Origin of the sequence: Pseudomonas sp. UMAB-08 (genome assembly GCF_900095225.1) — a bacterium.
Lineage (GTDB): Bacteria > Pseudomonadota > Gammaproteobacteria > Pseudomonadales > Pseudomonadaceae > Aquipseudomonas.
This window is the reverse complement of the sequence record NZ_LT607419.1, coordinates 237,104-255,346: the sequence shown is the minus strand read 5'-3', so window position 1 is coordinate 255,346 and position 18,243 is coordinate 237,104. Positions and strand designations below refer to the sequence as shown.

The 18,243-nt window shown below is 59.2% G+C and carries 13 protein-coding genes; all 13 read left to right on the top strand.

Annotation, left to right across the window (positions count from 1 at the left end; genetic code table 11):
* The 13 genes from murD to K0F75_RS12900 all read left to right on the top strand — a co-directional run bounded on the left by murD (position 1) and on the right by K0F75_RS12900 (position 18,222).
* Complete coding sequence (gene murD, locus K0F75_RS12960) at positions 1 to 1,347, top strand: UDP-N-acetylmuramoyl-L-alanine--D-glutamate ligase (RefSeq protein ID WP_219062257.1); 1,347 nt, start codon at positions 1 to 3, stop codon at positions 1,345 to 1,347.
* On the top strand, positions 1,347 to 2,558 hold the full coding sequence (gene ftsW, locus K0F75_RS12955; RefSeq protein WP_219062358.1) for a putative lipid II flippase FtsW: 1,212 nt from the start codon (positions 1,347 to 1,349) through the stop codon (positions 2,556 to 2,558). Before murD ends, ftsW begins: the two co-directional genes overlap by 1 nt.
* On the top strand, positions 2,548 to 3,618 hold the full coding sequence (gene murG, locus K0F75_RS12950; RefSeq protein WP_219062256.1) for an undecaprenyldiphospho-muramoylpentapeptide beta-N-acetylglucosaminyltransferase: 1,071 nt from the start codon (positions 2,548 to 2,550) through the stop codon (positions 3,616 to 3,618). Before ftsW ends, murG begins: the two co-directional genes overlap by 11 nt.
* Positions 3,611 to 5,071, top strand: coding sequence for a UDP-N-acetylmuramate--L-alanine ligase (murC, locus tag K0F75_RS12945; RefSeq protein ID WP_219062255.1), 1,461 nt, complete (start codon positions 3,611 to 3,613; stop codon positions 5,069 to 5,071). Before murG ends, murC begins: the two co-directional genes overlap by 8 nt.
* Entirely contained in the window at positions 5,068 to 6,027 is a 960-nt protein-coding gene (locus K0F75_RS12940) for a D-alanine--D-alanine ligase (protein ID WP_219062254.1), read from the top strand. Before murC ends, K0F75_RS12940 begins: the two co-directional genes overlap by 4 nt.
* Before the next feature lie 4 nt (positions 6,028 to 6,031).
* Entirely contained in the window at positions 6,032 to 6,898 is an 867-nt protein-coding gene (locus K0F75_RS12935) for a cell division protein FtsQ/DivIB (RefSeq protein ID WP_219062253.1), read from the top strand.
* A gap of 14 nt (positions 6,899 to 6,912) precedes the next feature.
* The gene (gene ftsA / locus K0F75_RS12930) at positions 6,913 to 8,166 is read left to right on the top strand and encodes a cell division protein FtsA (RefSeq protein ID WP_219062252.1); all 1,254 of its coding nucleotides are present in this window, start codon (positions 6,913 to 6,915) and stop codon (positions 8,164 to 8,166) included.
* A gap of 66 nt (positions 8,167 to 8,232) precedes the next feature.
* Positions 8,233 to 9,423: a cell division protein FtsZ gene (gene ftsZ / locus K0F75_RS12925; RefSeq protein ID WP_219062251.1), complete on the top strand. Its 1,191-nt coding sequence runs from the start codon at positions 8,233 to 8,235 to the stop codon at positions 9,421 to 9,423.
* Between the two features lie 112 nt (positions 9,424 to 9,535).
* A complete protein-coding gene (gene lpxC / locus K0F75_RS12920) occupies positions 9,536 to 10,447 on the top strand; it encodes a UDP-3-O-acyl-N-acetylglucosamine deacetylase (RefSeq protein ID WP_219062250.1) in 912 nt (303 codons plus the stop codon).
* Between the two features lie 201 nt (positions 10,448 to 10,648).
* Complete coding sequence (gene tssI / locus K0F75_RS12915) at positions 10,649 to 12,661, top strand: type VI secretion system tip protein TssI/VgrG (protein WP_219062249.1); 2,013 nt, start codon at positions 10,649 to 10,651, stop codon at positions 12,659 to 12,661.
* A complete protein-coding gene (locus K0F75_RS12910; protein ID WP_219062248.1) occupies positions 12,658 to 13,539 on the top strand; it encodes a DUF4123 domain-containing protein in 882 nt (293 codons plus the stop codon). The genes tssI and K0F75_RS12910 overlap by 4 nt, the downstream gene beginning before the upstream one ends.
* Complete coding sequence (locus K0F75_RS12905) at positions 13,536 to 17,093, top strand: toxin VasX (protein WP_219062247.1); 3,558 nt, start codon at positions 13,536 to 13,538, stop codon at positions 17,091 to 17,093. Before K0F75_RS12910 ends, K0F75_RS12905 begins: the two co-directional genes overlap by 4 nt.
* The gene (locus K0F75_RS12900) at positions 17,086 to 18,222 is read left to right on the top strand and encodes a hypothetical protein (protein WP_257604352.1); all 1,137 of its coding nucleotides are present in this window, start codon (positions 17,086 to 17,088) and stop codon (positions 18,220 to 18,222) included. The genes K0F75_RS12905 and K0F75_RS12900 overlap by 8 nt, the downstream gene beginning before the upstream one ends.
* Positions 18,223 to 18,243 lie beyond the last annotated feature (21 nt).

Here is an 18,243-nt window from a genome sequence, read left to right as displayed (position 1 = left end):
GTGTCTCTGATCGTTTCTGACCACTTCCGCATCGTTGTCGGTCTCGGCAAGAGCGGCATGTCCCTGGTTCGCTTCCTGGCGAAGCAGGGCGTGTCGTTTGCTGTGGCTGATACGCGGGACAATCCGCCCGAGTTGGCGACGTTGCGTCAGGACTACCCGCAGGTGGAAGTACGTTGCGGCGAGCTGGATGTGGAGTTTCTCTGCCGTGCCGACGAGCTGTACGTCAGCCCCGGCCTGGCATTGGCGACCCCAGCACTGCAGCAGGCGGCGGCCCGTGGCGTGAAATTGTCGGGTGATATCGAGTTGTTCGCGCGTAACGCGAAGGCGCCCATCGTTGCAATCAGCGGTTCGAATGCGAAAAGCACGGTCACCACGCTGGTGGGTGAAATGGCGGCCGCAGCGGGTAAACGTGTTGCAGTCGGCGGCAACCTCGGCACCCCGGCGCTGGACCTGCTCGATGACTCGGTCGAGTTGTACGTGCTTGAGCTCTCCAGCTTCCAGCTTGAAACCACTGACCAACTCGGCGCTGAAGTGGCGACTGTGTTGAACGTCAGCGAAGATCACATGGACCGTTACAGCGGCCTGCCGGCGTATCACTTGGCCAAGCACCGGATTTTCCGTGGTGCCCGGCAAGTGGTGGTCAATCGGCAGGACGCACTGTCGCGGCCGCTGATCGGTGAAGGCTTGCCGTGCTGGACCTTCGGTCTGAACACACCCGATTTCCACGGCTTCGGTCTGCGCGAAGAGAACGGCGAAAAATACCTCGCCTTCCAGTTCGACACCCTGATGCCGGTCCGCGAGCTGAAAATTCGCGGCGCACACAATCAATCCAATGCCTTGGCTGCGTTGGCGCTCGGGTATGCAGTGGGCTTGCCGTTTGACGCCATGCTCAGCGCCTTGCGCACCTTCACCGGCCTCGCGCATCGCTGCCAATGGCTGCGTGAGCGTGCAGGTGTCAGCTATTACGACGACTCCAAAGCCACCAACGTTGGCGCCGCGCTGGCTGCCATCGAAGGCCTGGGCGTGGATATTACGGGCAAGCTGGTGTTGATCGCAGGTGGAGATGGCAAGGGTGCTGATTTCAGCGCCTTGCGTGCCCCTGTCGTCGCCTATTGCCGCGTGGTCGTGTTGTTGGGCCGCGATGCTGAATTGCTGGCCAAGACCTTCGGCGATGCGGTGCCTTTAGTCCGCGTCAAAACCCTGGAAGAAGCTGTGCAACGTGCTGCCGAATGGGCTCAGGACGGGGATGCGGTATTGCTGTCTCCCGCCTGCGCCAGCCTGGACATGTTCAAGAACTTTGAAGAGCGTGGGCGTTTGTTCGCTCACGCCGTGGAGGCCTTGTCATGATTCTGGGTGTGATCAAGCCTTATCCATCGCCGCTGATCAGCGGTCGCGGCATTGATGTCGACTTCCCGATGTTGGCCGGTTGTCTTGCGCTGCTGGGCCTGGGTCTGGTGATGATCACTTCTGCCTCGTCAGAAGTGGCCGCCGTGCAGTCCGGCAACCCGCTGTACATGATGATGCGTCACCTGGTGTATCTGGTCATCGGTTTGGGCGCCTGTGGCGTGACCATGATGATTCCTGTTTCGACCTGGCAGCGCCTGGGCTGGCTGATGTTGATTGGCGCCTTCGGTTTGCTGGTGATGGTATTGGTGCCGGGGCTGGGCCGTGAGGTTAACGGTTCGATGCGCTGGATCGGTTTCGGGATGTTCAACGTCCAGCCTTCGGAAATCGCCAAGGTGTTCGTGGTGATTTTTCTTGCCGGTTACCTGGTACGGCGCCAGCAGGAGGTTCGGGAAAGCTGGATGGGCTTCTTCAAGCCATTCATCGTTTTGCTGCCGATGGCAGGTTTGCTGCTGATGGAACCGGACTTCGGTGCCACCGTCGTAATGATGGGGGCTGCGGCGGCGATGCTGTTCCTCGGTGGCGTAGGACTGTTCCGCTTCACCCTGATGGTGGTGTTGGCGGTGGGCGCGGTGTTCGTGCTGGTTCAAGCGCAGCCCTATCGTATGGCGCGTCTGATCACCTTCACCGACCCCTGGTCCGATCAGTTTGGCTCCGGTTATCAGCTGACCCAGGCCCTGATTGCCTTTGGCCGTGGCGAATGGTTCGGCGTCGGTCTGGGTAACAGCGTGCAGAAGCAGTTCTATTTACCTGAAGCGCACACCGACTTCGTGTTTGCTGTGCTCGCGGAAGAATTGGGCGTGGTCGGCTCGCTGATCACTGTGGGCCTGTTCGTATTCGTCAGTATCCGGGCCATGTACATCGGTATGTGGGCCGAGAGGGCCAAGCAATATTTCGCAGCCTATGTGGCTTACGGTCTGGCGTTCCTGTGGATTGGTCAGTTCCTGATCAACATCGGCGTAAACGTCGGACTGTTGCCGACTAAAGGCCTGACCTTGCCCTTCCTCAGTTATGGCGGCAGTTCGTTGGTGATCTGCTGCGCAAGCCTGGGCTTGCTGCTGCGCATCGAGTGGGAAGCGCGGACCAATACCGGCAGCGAAGAAACGGAATTCAATGAAAGCGACTTCACCGAGGAGCCGACCCATGGGCGCTAACGTGCTGATCATGGCGGGCGGCACGGGCGGACACGTCTTCCCGGCGCTGGCCTGCGCGCGCGAATTTCAGGCCCGCGGTTACAGCGTGCACTGGCTCGGCACACCGCGCGGTATCGAAAACGAACTGGTCCCGCAAGCGGGCTTGCCGCTGCATTTGATCAACGTGACCGGCCTGCGGGGCAAGGGCGTGCTTACGCTGTTGAAGGCGCCGTTTGTGGTGCTTAAGGCTTTGTTGCAAGCGCGCAAGATCGTTCGTCAATTGCAGCCCGTCTGCGTACTGGGAATGGGTGGTTTCGTCACGGGTCCTGGCGGCCTGGCAGCGAAATTGGCGGGTGTACCGCTGATCATTCATGAACAGAACGCTGTCGCCGGTACAGCCAATCGCAGCCTGGCGCCGTTTGCCACTCGCGTGTGCGAAGCCTTCCCGAACACGTTTTCGACTTCGGCAAAACGCCGTACCACCGGCAACCCGGTACGCACCGAGCTGTTTCTCGAAACGCCGCGTCAGGCGTTGGCCGGACGTAAAGCCCGTTTGCTGATTCTTGGCGGAAGCCTGGGCGCTGAGCCACTGAACAAACTGCTGCCCGCCGCATTGGCACTGGTGCCGCTGGAGTTGCGACCTGAAGTGTTTCATCAGGCCGGCAAGAATCATGACCAGATCACCGCAGAGCGCTATCGCACTGCCGATGTCGAGGCGCAAGTGGCGCCCTTCATCAAAGACATGGCCCAAGCCTATGGCTGGGCCGACCTGGTGGTTTGTCGCGCAGGCGCGCTGACCGTCAGTGAACTGGCGGCGGCTGGCCTGCCGTCGTTGTTGGTGCCGTTGCCCCATGCGATCGACGACCACCAGTCCCGTAATGCCGACTATCTGGCCCGCGAAGGTGCAGCCTTCGTCATGCCACAAGCGACAACTGGCGCAGCCGAAATGGCCGCACGCCTGAAAGAGGTTTTGATGCAACCCGAACAATTGAACAGCATGGCCCGCACGGCTCGCGACCTGGCCAAACCTGACGCAACGCGCACTGTGGTCGATATCTGTCTGGAGGTGGCTCATGGTTGAGAACAAGAGGGCGATGCCCCAGCCGGAAATGCGCCGCATCCGTCGCATCCACTTCGTCGGTATCGGCGGTGTGGGCATGTGCGGTATTGCCGAGGTGCTGCTTAACCTGGGCTACGAAGTGTCCGGCTCCGACTTGAAGTCTTCACCGGTGACTGAACGTCTTGAATCGTTCGGCGCTAAAGTGTTTATCGGCCATCGCGCCGAGAACATCGCGACGGCTGACGTACTGGTGGTCTCCAGTGCAGTCAATACCGCCAACCCGGAAGTCGCTACTGCTCTGGAACGTCGTATTCCTGTGGTCCCGCGTGCCGAAATGCTGGCCGAACTGATGCGCTATCGCCATGGCATCGCAGTCGCTGGCACGCATGGCAAAACCACCACCACCAGTTTGATCGCTTCGGTGTTCGCGGCCGGTGGCCTGGACCCGACGTTCGTCATCGGTGGTCGTCTGAATGCTGCCGGAACCAACGCTCAGTTAGGCACCAGCCGTTACCTGATCGCTGAAGCGGATGAAAGCGACGCCAGCTTCCTGCACTTGCAGCCGTTGGTGGCCGTGGTCACTAACATCGACGCCGACCACATGGCGACCTACGAGGGCGACTTCAACAAACTGAAGAAAACCTTCGTCGAGTTCCTGCACAACCTGCCGTTCTATGGGCTGGCCGTGGTGTGCATCGATGATCCAGTGGTGCGTGAAATTCTGCCGCTGATCAAGCGTCCGACACTGACTTACGGTTTCAGCGAAGAAGCCGACGTACGGGCCATCAACGTGCGTCAGGCCGGCATGCTGACTTACTTCACCGTGCTGCGTCGTGACCGCGCGCCGCTGGATGTCTCGGTAAATATGCCGGGCAACCACAACGTTCTCAACTCGTTGGCGACCATCGCTATCTCTACCGATGAAGGTGTCAGCGACGAGGCCATCGTTCAGGGGTTGTCGGGCTTCCAGGGTGTCGGTCGACGCTTTCAGATCTATGGCGAGCTGCCGGTGGAAGGCGGCAATGTGATGCTGGTCGACGACTATGGTCATCACCCGCGTGAAGTGGCTGCGGTAATCAATGCTGTTCGTGGCGGCTGGCCTGATCGTCGTCTGGTCATGGTTTACCAGCCTCATCGCTTCAGCCGCACCCGCGACCTTTACGATGACTTCGTGCAAGTACTGGCCGAAGCCAACGTGTTGTTGCTGATGGAAGTCTATCCAGCCGGGGAAGAACCGATTCCTGGTGCCGACAGCCGCAACCTGTGCCACAGCATCCGTCAACGGGGTCAGCTGGACCCGATCTACATCGAGCGTGGCGTCGAGTTGGCACCGCTGGTCAAACCACTGTTGCGTGCTGGCGATATTTTGCTGTGCCAGGGCGCCGGTGACATTGGTGGCTTCGCGCCGCAACTGCTTCGAAGCCCGCTGTTTGCAGGTGCTGTCGTGGCCCCGACCGAGGGGAAACTGAAATGACTTCGACCCTGCAAACCGCCTTGTTGTCCACGCTCGAACCCAAGGCTTTCGGCCGTGTCGCCGTGCTGTTCGGCGGTAAAAGCGCTGAGCGTGAAGTGTCGCTGAAATCCGGCCAGGCAGTGCTTGAGGCCCTGCAAGGCGCAGGTGTCGACGCGTTCGGCATCGACGTCGGTGACGACTTCCTGCAGCGCCTGGTCAGCGAAAAAATTGACCGTGCTTTTATCGTCTTGCACGGTCGTGGCGGCGAAGACGGCAGCATGCAAGGCTTGCTGGAATGTCTGGACATCCCCTACACCGGCAGCGGTGTGCTGGCTTCTGCGCTGGCCATGGACAAGTTGCGGACCAAGCAGATCTGGCAAAGTCTGGGCTTGTCGACACCTCGGCATGCCGCATTGAGCACTGAAGCTGATTGTATTTCTGCGGCAACGGAACTGGGCTTCCCTTTAATCGTCAAACCCGCCCATGAAGGTTCGAGTATTGGTATGGCCAAGGTGACCAGCGTCGATGAATTGATCGCCGCATGGAAAGCTGCCAGCACCTACGATTCACAAGTATTGGTCGAGCAATGGATCCAGGGTCCGGAGTTCACTATCGCGACTCTGCGTGACCAGATATTACCGCCCATCGGTCTGGGCACTCCCCACAGTTTCTACGACTACGACGCCAAGTACCTGGCTTCCGATACTCAGTATCGGATCCCTTGCGGGCTCGACAGTGCAAAAGAACAAGAGCTTAAAGATCTTACTGCGCGTGCTTGCGAGGCCGTTGGCATTGCAGGTTGGGCGCGTGCGGACGTTATGCAGGATGCTGACGGCAAGTTCTGGTTGTTGGAAGTGAACACCGTCCCGGGCATGACCGACCACAGTCTGGTCCCTATGGCGGCACGAGCGGCGGGTCTGGATTTTCAGCAGTTGGTGTTAGCGATTCTGGCTGACAGTGTCGAGGCGCGAGGTTAATCCCATGCAAGGCGCGATGCTACGTCATCAGCAACCCGTTCCCGGCCGCAAGCCGGTGCCGCGTGGTGCCAGTCGGATGGTGGCCAAAGAGCCGCTGTCGATGCGCCTGCCTAAAGCAAACTTCGGATTCTTCAAGCGTCTGTTCTGGCCTGTGATGTTGGTCGTTCTGGGCTTCGGCACCTACGAAGCCGCGCAGCGGCTGTTGCCGTATGCCGACCGGCCAATTACCCGGATCAATGTGCAGGGTGATCTGAGCTACATCAGCCAGCAAGCGGTGCAGCAGCGGATTGCCCCGTATGTGGCGGCGAGCTTCTTCACCATCGACCTCACAGGGATGCGCACCGAACTGGAACAAATGCCATGGATCGCCCACGCCGAAGTCAGGCGTGTCTGGCCCGATCAGGTGGTCATTCGTCTGGAAGAACAATTGCCGGTGGCGCGCTGGGGTGAAGAGGCGCTGCTGAACAACCAGGGGCAGGCGTTTACCCCGCGCGAGCTGGCCAATTACGAGCATCTGCCTCAACTGTTCGGCCCTCAGCGTGCCCAGCAGCAGGTGATGCAGCAGTATCAGGTGTTGAGTCAGATGTTACGGCCGTTGGGTTTTTCCATCGTACGTCTGGAATTACGTGAACGTGGCAGTTGGTTTTTGACCACTGGTGCAGGCAGTGCGGGCCCGGGTATCGAGCTGTTACTGGGACGCGACCACCTGGTGGAAAAAATGCGCCGATTTATTGCCATTTATGAAAAAACGCTTAAAGAACAGATCACGAATATTGCGCGCATCGACCTGCGTTACTCCAACGGCCTTGCCGTGGGATGGCGTGAGCAGGTTGCGCCTACGACGGACAAACCCGCCGTCGCGAAGAATTGATAAGAGGCAGGACCATGGCAAACGTGCAAAGCGGGAAAATGATCGTCGGCTTGGATATCGGCACCTCCAAAGTGGTGGCGCTGGTGGGCGAAGTCGGGGCGGATGGCACCCTGGAAATCGTCGGTATCGGCACGCATCCTTCCCGCGGCCTGAAGAAGGGCGTGGTGGTGAACATCGAGTCCACCGTGCAATCGATCCAGCGCGCCGTTGAAGAAGCTCAACTGATGGCCGGTTGCCGTATCCACTCGGCTTTCGTCGGTGTAGCGGGCAACCACATTCGCAGCCTGAACTCCCACGGCATCGTGGCGATCCGTGATCGTGAAGTCAGCATGGCGGATCTGGAGCGTGTACTCGATGCCGCCCAGGCCGTGGCGATTCCAGCGGATCAGCGGGTGCTTCACACCCTGCCGCAGGACTACGTGATCGACAACCAGGAAGGCGTACGTGAGCCTTTGGGGATGTCGGGCGTACGTCTGGAAGCCAAGGTTCATGTGGTGACGTGCGCCGTCAATGCCGCACAGAACATCGAAAAATGCGTGCGTCGTTGCGGGCTGGAAATCGACGACATCATTCTCGAGCAGTTGGCCTCCGCGTATTCGGTGCTGACGGATGACGAGAAAGAACTGGGCGTTTGCCTGGTTGATATCGGCGGCGGCACCACTGACATCGCCATCTTCACCGAAGGCGCGATTCGTCATACCGCGGTCATCCCGATTGCGGGCGACCAGGTCACCAACGACATCGCGATGGCGTTGCGCACACCGACCCAATACGCCGAAGAGATCAAGATTCGCTACGCCTGTGCCCTGGCCAAACTGGCTGGCGCCGGTGAAACGATCAAAGTACCAAGCGTCGGCGACCGTCCACCACGTGAGCTGTCCCGTCAGGCGCTGGCTGAAGTGGTCGAGCCGCGTTACGACGAGTTATTCACATTGATTCAGGCCGAACTGCGTCGCAGTGGGTATGAGGATTTGATCCCGGCCGGCATCGTGCTGACCGGTGGTACCTCAAAAATGGAAGGCGCGGTCGAACTGGCCGAGGAAATCTTCCATATGCCGGTACGCCTCGGCGTGCCGCACAGTGTCAAAGGGCTCTCGGACGTTGTCCGCAACCCAATCTATTCCACTGGTGTGGGGCTGCTGCTGTACGGACTGCAAAAGCAATCCGACGGTATTTCGTTGTCCGGCATCAGTAGCAGCAGCTATAGCGATGAACCTAAAACACCGGTATTCGAGCGCCTCAAACGCTGGGTGCAAGGCAATTTCTAAGTTTCAAAGCAGTAGTAGTGGTAGGCAGTAGGCGAAAAAACTAGAGAAAATGAAAGGAGAGGGAAAATGTTCGAACTCGTAGACAACGTCCCGCAAAGCCCGGTAATCAAAGTTATCGGTGTCGGTGGTGGTGGTGGTAATGCTGTTAACCATATGGTTAAGAGCAACATCGAAGGTGTGGAATTCATCTGCGCCAACACTGACGCACAAGCGCTGAAAAGCATCGGCGCACGGACCATCCTGCAATTGGGCACTGGTGTGACCAAGGGTTTGGGTGCTGGTGCCAACCCTGAAGTAGGTCGTCAGGCTGCACTGGAAGACCGTGAGCGCATTGCTGAAGTGCTACAGGGCACCAACATGGTGTTCATTACCACTGGCATGGGCGGCGGTACCGGTACCGGTGCTGCACCGATCATTGCCGAAGTGGCCAAGGAAATGGGGATCCTCACCGTTGCAGTGGTGACTCGTCCGTTCCCGTTCGAAGGCCGCAAGCGCATGCAGATCGCCGATGAAGGCATCCGTCTGCTGTCGGAAAGCGTTGACTCGTTGATCACCATCCCTAACGAGAAGCTGCTGACCATCCTCGGTAAGGACGCCAGCCTGCTGTCGGCTTTCGCCAAGGCTGACGATGTACTGGCCGGTGCCGTTCGCGGTATCTCCGACATCATCAAACGTCCGGGCATGATCAACGTCGACTTCGCTGACGTACGCACCGTGATGAGCGAAATGGGTATGGCGATGATGGGCACTGGCTGCGCCAGCGGTCCGAACCGTGCGCGTGAAGCGACTGAAGCAGCCATCCGCAACCCGCTGCTCGAAGACGTCAACCTGCAAGGTGCTCGCGGCATCCTGGTCAACATCACTGCCGGTCCTGACCTGTCTCTGGGTGAGTACTCGGACGTGGGTAGCATCATTGAAGCGTTCGCTTCCGAGCACGCGATGGTCAAGGTCGGTACGGTTATCGATCCGGACATGCGCGACGAGTTGCACGTGACTGTGGTTGCCACTGGCCTGGGCGCGAAAATCGAGAAACCTGTGAAGGTGATCGACAACACCCTGCAGACCTCGCAACAACATGCAGCGGTGCAACCTTCTGCACGTCAGGAGCTGCCGTCGGTGAATTACCGCGATCTGGACCGTCCGACTGTGATGCGCAACCAGGCTCACGCCGGTGCTGCCGCTGCTGCGAAGATGAATCCGCACGATGACCTGGATTATCTGGATATCCCGGCTTTCCTGCGTCGCCAGGCCGATTGATGAAATGTATCAGGGGTATTAGGGTGATTGGTGTTCAGCAAAGGCCGGGTCTGCTATTATCGCCAGCCTTTGTTGATACCAGTTCGCAACTTGCGCTGAAGCGGCCAATGCCATGATTAAACAACGCACCCTGAAAAATATTATCCGTGCCACAGGTGTAGGCCTGCACTCGGGGGAAAAGGTTTACCTGACCCTCAAGCCCGCACCTGTGAATACCGGCATCGTGTTTTGTCGTGCCGACCTCGACCCTGTGGTGCAGATCCCTGCCCGTGCGGAAAACGTCGGTGACACCACCCTGTCGACCACTTTGGTCAGCGGGGACACCAAGGTGGACACGGTAGAGCACTTGCTTTCGGCCATGGCTGGCCTTGGCATCGATAACGCCTACGTCGAACTCTCTGCCTCCGAAGTTCCAATCATGGACGGCAGCGCGGGACCCTTCGTATTCCTGATTCAATCTGCCGGCCTGGAAGAACAGGACGCAGCCAAGAAATTCATTCGTATCCTGAAAGAAGTCACCGTGGAAGAGGACGGCAAAACCGCCACTTTCCTGCCTTTCGAAGGGTTCAAGGTGAGTTTCGAGATCGACTTTGACCACCCTGTTTTCCGTAACCGTACTCAAAGTGCAACCGTGGATTTTTCCAGCACTTCTTTTGTTAAAGAAGTCAGCCGCGCCCGTACCTTTGGGTTCATGAGTGATATCGAGTACCTGCGCAAGCACAACCTCGCACTTGGCGGTAGCGTAGAAAATGCCATCGTGGTCGACAAGGACGGCGTGCTTAACGAAGACGGCCTGCGGTATGAGGACGAATTCGTCAAACACAAAATCCTGGATGCAATCGGCGACCTCTACCTGCTGGGCAATAGCCTGATAGGCGAGTTCCGAGGCTTCAAGTCTGGGCACGCACTGAACAACGTCCTTCTTCGCGCATTGATTGCGCAGAAAGATGCTTGGGAAATCGTGACCTTCGAAGACGCCAGCACCGCTCCGATCTCTTACATGCGTCCTGTTGCGGCCGTGTAATTAGTACTCTCTCTTTCCTTTTATTTTTTAAGGCTGCCTTCGGGTGGCCTTTTTTTATGGTTGTTGAAGAGCGTCGGGGGAGTGCAAGAATAACCCTACGAAATTGAGAGACGTCTCCTACTGAGTTTGTCGGCGGCGCGGGATACCTTTGGTCAGCTCATCTACCCAGAATCACCGTTCATTCCGATATGAAGAACGGCGATGTCCACTGCCCCAACGTTTACGCTCAGCATCAAAGGGAATCAGGACCACGAGTTGCTCGTTTTAGCCTTTTTCGGCGAAGAGGCCATCAGCGAGTGCTTCGAAATCACCGTCGATGTGGTCACCGAGCGACCGCCGCGCGAGCTGGAAGGCCTGCTGCACAAAGAAGCCTACCTGGCCTTTGGCAATCAGGGCCTGCATGGCCATATCTACTCCATCCGGAAGGGCAAAGTGGGCACCCGGCTGAGCCATTACCAACTGGTGATGGTGCCGTTTCTGCGTTATTTGCAGCACGCCAGTAATCGGCGGATTTTCCAGAATATGACCACTGAAGCCATCATTCGCGACGTGCTCAAAGGGCATGGCGTGCTGAATGGCCTGGATGTGCAATTCACCATCGGTCCGGAGAAACCGGTCCCGCATGAGTATTGCGTTCAGTACGATGAATCCGACCTGCATTTCGTCAGCCGCTTGTGCGAGGCCGAAGGCTACTTCTATTACTTTAAGCACACGCCACAAGGGCACCAACTGATCTTCGCCGATCAGGAAACCGAGTTCTATCACGCGGGCAATCCCACCGTGGCGATGCCGTTTCGACCGATCAACGGCATGGCGTCGGAGCATCCGGTGATCCAGGCGTTCGGCGTAGGCCTGAGCACCCGCCCCAGCCGCGTCACCCACCGTGATTACGACTTCAAAAACGCGCACATCTCGCTGGAGGCGGACCGGGATTCCAAGGTATTTCCGAACCTTGAGGCGTACATCTACCCCGGAGAATTTGATACCGCGCACGCAGGACGGGTGCGCACGCGCCGGGCGCTGGAGCGGCTTCGCGGCGATGCTGAACGGGCCCAAGGCCAGAGCAACCAACCGGCATTGCGCAGTGGTACGCCGTTACAGATAGAAGAACACCCGGAGCGGAACTGGAACGTGGTCTGGCTGCCAACCTGGGTGTTTCATGAGGGTCGCCAGCCTGCTGTATTAGAGGAATACGCGGTCGGTGACGAGCCGGTGGAAACCGGCCGAATCACTCAGGGCTATCGCAATGAGTTCATTGCCATCCGCGAGGCCGTGCAGTTTCGTCCGGCACTCAAGCATCCGATCCCGAAGATTCAAGGCATGCAAACCGCTGTGGTGACCGGCCCTGCGCAGGAGGAAATCCATTGCGATCAATACGGGCGGGTAAAAGTCCGTTTTCACTGGGACCGCAGTGAAAACAACGAAAGCACCAGTTGCTGGGTACGCGTGGCCTCCAGCTGGGCCGGTGCCGGGTATGGCGCGGTCACCATCCCGCGCGTGGGCATGGAAGTGTTGGTCGCCTTTGAGGAGGGACATGCCTGCAAGCCGATAGTGGTGGGCTGCCTGAGCAACAACACCCATCAAGTGCCTTACAACCTGCCGGACAACAAGACCAAAACCGTTTTGCGCAGTAAAAGCACCGGGGGAGGTTCGGGCTTCAACGAGCTGAGCCTGGAAGACAAGAGCGGGGCGGAACGGATTTACCTCCGCGCCCAACGCGACATGGAGCAGTTGATCCAGAACGACAGCCGAATCGAAATCGGCGGTCAGCGTCTGGAAACCATCAAAGGCAACAGCACCACCGTGCTCAAGGCCGAGGAAAACGTCACCGTCACCGGCGCGCGCAAAGTGCAGTTGCTGGCCGACGATCACCGACAGGTGGCTGGCAGCAGTCACACCCGCGTGGGTGGCGACCTGTTGATATCTGCCGGCCAAGAAGTGCACATCACTGGCAGCGATATCGTCATCAACGGCGGCCTTACCTTGACGTTGTCGATCAACGGCCAACACATCGTCATCAATCCGGCGGGGATTTTCAGCAGTACACCGATCCAGGTCGGCGGCGTGCCGGTACCGGGAACCCCGGCCATGCCGTTGGCGCCCGGCGAGGTGCTTATGCTGGTACGCGATGTTCTGCCGAGCGATCAGAAACATAACCTGGTCGTTGAGCATCGATCGCGCTGCGTGCTCTGTGAAGAGGCCGTGAAAGCATGAATACGCTCACTGCACTTTCTCAGGACCTGCCTTGGGATCAGGGACAGGCCGTGCTACTGCTCGATGGCGCAGCGGTACCCGACTTACCCCTCAGGCTGGCGGCGCGCGCGCCCGGCATCCTCAAAATCCCGCTGTACAAGGAAACGCGTTTCAACGCCCTCAGCGATATTTCCCCCTTGTTGGTGGTCATCGGGCAGCCCGACGATCCGGCGTTTCAGTTCTACCTCGAACATGCCGCGCAAGAGTGGGGCTCGTTGCTGTTCACCCGGGAACCGCTTAATCGACTGGTGAAACATCTGCGCAAACTGCTGACGGTACACGTCAGTGAGGGGCCCGAGGTGATGTTGCGTCTGGCTGACCCCGCCGTGGCGCAGGCCTTGGTCGGTGCGCAAGGCCGCGACGAGCGATTGTTCGGGCCAATTCATACCTGGGTCATCCCTGACAGTGTCACGGGCGGTTGGCATCGGCACACGCGTGCGCTGACGACGCCTGCCGACCTGCCAAAGCGTTATGAGTTGAGCACCGAACAGAATGCTGCGCTGGATGCTGTCGACCTGCGTCGAGCCACGCTGAAGCTCGATGCGCACCTGCGGGCGTATTTTCCCGACGAGCGCGTCAGGCCGTTGCCGGAGCGCTGGCCTGCGCTCGACCGACAAGTCCGCACCGCCTACGCGCAGGGGTTCACCAGCCAGTCCGACCTGACGTATTACGTCAATATTTTCGCGTGGCTGGGATCGTCGCCCCTGGAGCAACACCCACAGATTACGCGGCTGCTGAACACCCCGTCGGCTCAAACACCCAGTGCTCGCATCACCGCAGCCGCCCAACTGGCAAGCGCCTGGGCCTTGGCCCACTCGGCCGACAAGGATCGCCCATGACTTATAACCCCCGCAAAGACCCCAACCTCGCTGCCGCCGCCGAATCCAAAAGCGATGTCCTCGGCTACGGTATGTGCCCCTTGCGCCAGCCCAAGGTGCAGTTACTTCCGTTGCGTTACGGTCTGGTCGAGCGCGCTGATCCATCGACCGAATTGACGCTGCCTTATGCGCTGAAAAGCCGGCCGTTGGGCGTGCGCCTGTTGCGTGACGGCTGGCTGTACATCATCGACAGCGCGGCCCGTGAGCTGCACGAATACCGGGTTATCGAGGGCGCCATCAGTGCGTTGCTCTGGCAAGGTGCCGAGGTCAGCAGCGACCAGCGTGAACCGCAGAGTGCGGAACCGGCCTTGGTATTTGCCAGGAGCAGCACCCTGCATGTCAGCTTTGCCGACGTGCAATGGACCGCCGTCCAATGCAATCGGATGTTGAACAGCGCCGACGAGCGCGCGCACTTCATGCACGCTGTCGGGCTCGCCAACGTCAATTGCGAAACCGGTGGCAAGGACCTACTCACTTTGCAACAGACTGAGCGCTGGCTGGCTGAATTGGCCGAAGATGATGCACTGCTGCCCGACGCCGACCTCCCGGCCAAGGAGCGCATGCCTTATCTGTGGGAAACCCCCAAACGCTTTCGCGAAGCGCATGTCGGCGAACTGCTAAAGCGCGTGCTGCCGCTTTACCAACACGACACGCTGTGCCTGGTGGTGCATGACGACATCGGCGTATTGACCGATCTGGCCAACTATCAAGACGCGGTGGTCGGCTGGATCGAGGGGTGGGCCGAGGGTGGCGCGCAGCAGAACGCCAACGAGCGCGATTACTTGCTGGCCTGTTACATCGAATCCCTGACCCTGCTCAATGACAGCAACCTGACGGGACTGGCCAATGCCAGCGATGATCCGGCGATCAAGGCCATGCTTCAGGACCTGGATGACCTGCCGTCACCACAGCGCAACCATGCCGGGCGCGCATTACTCGATCATTTGAATAACAGCGGCCAGGCCGTTTCCAGTCAAAAAGCCGATCCCCCCGAGGCCTTGCTGGAGGAACGTCAGGAAGCGCTGGATCAGTTTCGCAAGGAGCAAGGCTTTTTCGGCAGCCTCGCCTTGGGGTCGATCAAGGTCGTGATCCTTCAGGACGTTGACTGGCGCTATCACACTCGACAGTTCATGCGGCCCGCGCCGGACGACTTTGTCGAGCGCCACCTCAAGGCGCTGGTCCAGTTAGGCAAAGAACAGAACCAACGCATCAAGGACGTGCTCGCGGGTGCAAAAATCGGGCAGCGCGGCGTCAATGAACTGATCGACCGCGCCGCCATGGATCACGTGCTGGCTGAGCACAGGGCAAATCTGGCGCGCTGGAATCCCTTGCTCGACCTCATCAGCGAAGACCGGGTGGCGTTGGTCGCTGCCGGCCGCTTCCATCGCGCCGCCTGGTATTTCGATGCACAACAGGCCGCGCAGCAACTGGCGGCGTTCAGCGCCGAATACGCCTGCCTCAAAGACATCTGCCGCAGCGACACGTCCAGCCAGGCGATGCTCGAGTGGCTGGAGAAAAATCCGCAGTTCAGCCTGCCGCTCCTGCATACCTTGCCGTTGAGTGAACAAAGCCAACTGACCACCCAGTACGCCACGCTGGTCAACGTCGGTTATGCGCTGCTCAACAATCTGCCGCACTGGATCGGCGAGTGGCAACGGATCACCCAGGGCAAGCTCCCGGCCCTCGATCAGTTGCCCGACAACGTTCGCGTGGTCGCAGAAGGCGCGCGCGATACCTTGGCGCCAGCCCTGAGTCGCGGAATGGAACGGATACAAAGCGCATTCATCCAGGGCATTCAACGCGAACAGATGCCAGACCTGGACCAACTGTTCCGCAACCTGCCCAAAGCCCTGCCGGGGCGAATTCTCGAAGCCGCAAAACGCGAAGGCGCGACCTTCACCTTCGCCACCCCGGCCGAACAAACCGCCTTGCAGAACGACCTCAAAGAAGTGCTTGAGCAGCGTCGACAACTCAAGCGGGTGACCCATGATCGCAACCAGATCATCCGTCGCTGGGACCACAAAGAGCCCGAAGCGAAAAGACTGCAGGCCGAAATCTACCAAATTCGCAGGACACTGGACACGATAGAGGCGCGCCTGGCCAAAGCCATCAGTCCCATCCCCGAGCTGCCCCATGAATCCGTCAGACTCTACGGCGCCGCGCAGGGCAAGGCGGGCGTGACCTTGCTGTTCCCGCCTGCGCAACAGCGGGAGCTGGGTCACTTGATGGGCAATGTGCGCCAGGGGATACAGACTGCGCCGAAGCTGAATGTGCTGGGCGATGGGGTGGGGGTGCTGGTGTTTGTGGCGCAGATGGTGAATTTGATAGTGGTGGGGAGGGAGGCCAAGGCGCAGTCATGGGGCGATGAGGCGTTTCGTTCATTCGTTGTTGCCGGTACTGCCACGGCGGCTTCTGGGTTTACGGCGGCTCGTGGGATTTTTGACACGGCCTTGACGGCGAGGGCTGCCGCGCTTGCGAGCGTTTTTCAGCGGCATGCTTTGAATAATGTGCACGTGCAGTTGGGCAAGATGCACTTAGGGCTTGGGGGGCTAGGTTCATTCGCTGGAATTTTCGCAACCGGCGCTAGCCTTAACGCACACCATAGCAATTGGCAGCAGGCTGTGCGTAGCGGCAACCGTACACTTCAAAACAGCGCGACGTTGGCCATGGTGGGTGCTGGGGGGCAACTGATCAGTCATACCTATGATTTCAGCAGCGTGTTGTACTCTGCTTACAAAGTTATATTCGCGCCCAATCGAGCCGCGCGCATCGCCGCTTGGGCCGCCGCCGGAGTACGGATGTCGACCGTGTTCTTTCGCGTCAATCTGGCGGGCGCGTTCTTCACTGTCATTGAACTGGGTGGCACCTGGCTTTACAACCGCCACAACACCTCGCCTCATGATCAATGGCTGGAAAGCACTCCCTGGAGCCTGGATGGCGACAAGCGTCAATTCCTGAGCCTCGTTGAATATCAACGAAACCTGAAGTGGCTATTGCAGGCGCCACAGGTACAGGTCGGCCCTAAACTCCACAGCGACCGCTGGCAAGACATGCTGCGCCAGGCGCCGCGCGGCGCGATTCATCTAACACTGCCCGGCCTCAGTCTCGCCAACTTGCGAACACCTCTGTCGGATACGCCCTCTCACCGCCTGAGCATCGCCGCGTATCGGATCATCACCGCTCAATGGGACCGAGGCTTCGACAGCGACCAATGGGCCATCGTCAGTGAGCGGGTGATTGCCAGTTTGCGGGTGGTGCAGTCCGCGCCATTGATACTTAGGCTGGATTACCCGGATGAATGGGAGAGACCCTCGACCGTGGCCAAGGCCGCACTGGTCCTGGCTGTCGCCGTGCAAACCTACGACAGCGAGGGTGAGGCCCAGACGCATCTCTACCATTTGCGGCTGGACCCTAATGGCGGAGGTGTTTTCCCGGTGGCGCCCTTTGAGCCCCGATACGATACGGCGAAGTTGTTCACGGTCGATCCGCTGACACTGGAGGGCGCTGATGAGTAAGGCGCCTGAAGTTACCCTGCCCGAACCGCAGCTTCAGCAACCCACGCAGGCGGGTGATGTGGAGCCGTTTCCCAGCGGTCGCATCACCTACTTGGCCCCATTGCCTTTACCTACACAGCTGCCGCCGCAATGTCCCTATGTGGGGGAGCTTAACGACGTTTATTTGGACTTTGGATTGGGTTCGCCGCAGGTGTTTTCATGGCAGGTCACCTTAGGCCTTCCATTCAACGGCTTTGTCATGACCGGTTTTTTGTTGCCGCTGATTTTGGGGTTGATGGTTATGTTGATGGGCGCGGAGTTGCCAGAGGTTTGGGAGGTGATCGCTGGTACGCACCGAGCTGGCTGGGGAATGACTGTGGGGGTCACCCTTTTTACTCTCGCCATGGCTCTCCTCATCTGGTTCTACATGCACAACAAATACGAAGAAGTCATCCCCACGCGCTTCAACCGTCAACGCCGTGAAGTCTGTTTCGTCCCCAACGACGAAAGCGAACCCGTGATCGTGCCTTGGGAATCGGTCACCGCCTGGGTGATTCAAGCCCAGGGCGCCAATCAATACGGTGTCCAACGTCAATACGGCATGGGCGTGGGTTTTTACCATGAGGCCAGCGGCGAGCGTTTTACCTTGGAGTTCGTCTGCCCCGCACTGCCCATCGCCATCAGCAACTGGGAAGCCATCCGCGCGTACATGGAGTACGAAGTCCACACCCTGAAAGAGATCACCGACCCGCTCGATCTACAAGGTCCCGATGACCCGCCGCACGAAGGCCTGCACACCTTCCGCAACGCCCGCGCTCGTTTGCACCAAGAGATTCGCGACAAGCAGCGCGGCTGGGTCTATGGCTTCTTCTGGTACCTGTTTCACGTCATGACCTTCTGGACCTTGCCGTTTCACCTGACCGAGTGGGAAGTCGGCCGGGTCAAACGCATGGCTCGTCAGGCGCTGCCAGAGGCCATGCGCGACTGGTCGGAACCGCTGCCCAAAGAACAATGGGCCAAACCCAGTGCCGACCTGCTGCGCATGAGCGCTCAGGTCCGGGCGCTGCATAAACGCAATCCGCAACGCCCGATCACCGAGGTGTTTGCCGAGGTTTATCGCACCGAGAAGTCGGGGAAGCGCAGCGCATGACGGACGGTCGTACTGACCCGC

What these genes read in the sequence shown, in the direction of transcription:
- K0F75_RS12910 (WP_219062248.1), top strand. Translation starts at nt 12,658, where the DNA reads ATGAATACGCTCACTGCACTTTCTCAGGACCTGCCTTGGGATCAGGGA.
- ftsZ (WP_219062251.1), top strand. Translation starts at nt 8,233, where the DNA reads ATGTTCGAACTCGTAGACAACGTCCCGCAAAGCCCGGTAATCAAAGTT.
- tssI (WP_219062249.1), top strand. Translation starts at nt 10,649, where the DNA reads ATGTCCACTGCCCCAACGTTTACGCTCAGCATCAAAGGGAATCAGGAC.
- K0F75_RS12940 (WP_219062254.1), top strand. Translation starts at nt 5,068, where the DNA reads ATGACTTCGACCCTGCAAACCGCCTTGTTGTCCACGCTCGAACCCAAG.
- K0F75_RS12900 (WP_257604352.1), top strand. Translation starts at nt 17,086, where the DNA reads ATGAGTAAGGCGCCTGAAGTTACCCTGCCCGAACCGCAGCTTCAGCAA.
- murG (WP_219062256.1), top strand. Translation starts at nt 2,548, where the DNA reads ATGGGCGCTAACGTGCTGATCATGGCGGGCGGCACGGGCGGACACGTC.
- ftsA (WP_219062252.1), top strand. Translation starts at nt 6,913, where the DNA reads ATGGCAAACGTGCAAAGCGGGAAAATGATCGTCGGCTTGGATATCGGC.
- K0F75_RS12935 (WP_219062253.1), top strand. Translation starts at nt 6,032, where the DNA reads ATGCAAGGCGCGATGCTACGTCATCAGCAACCCGTTCCCGGCCGCAAG.
- K0F75_RS12905 (WP_219062247.1), top strand. Translation starts at nt 13,536, where the DNA reads ATGACTTATAACCCCCGCAAAGACCCCAACCTCGCTGCCGCCGCCGAA.
- murC (WP_219062255.1), top strand. Translation starts at nt 3,611, where the DNA reads ATGGTTGAGAACAAGAGGGCGATGCCCCAGCCGGAAATGCGCCGCATC.
- lpxC (WP_219062250.1), top strand. Translation starts at nt 9,536, where the DNA reads ATGATTAAACAACGCACCCTGAAAAATATTATCCGTGCCACAGGTGTA.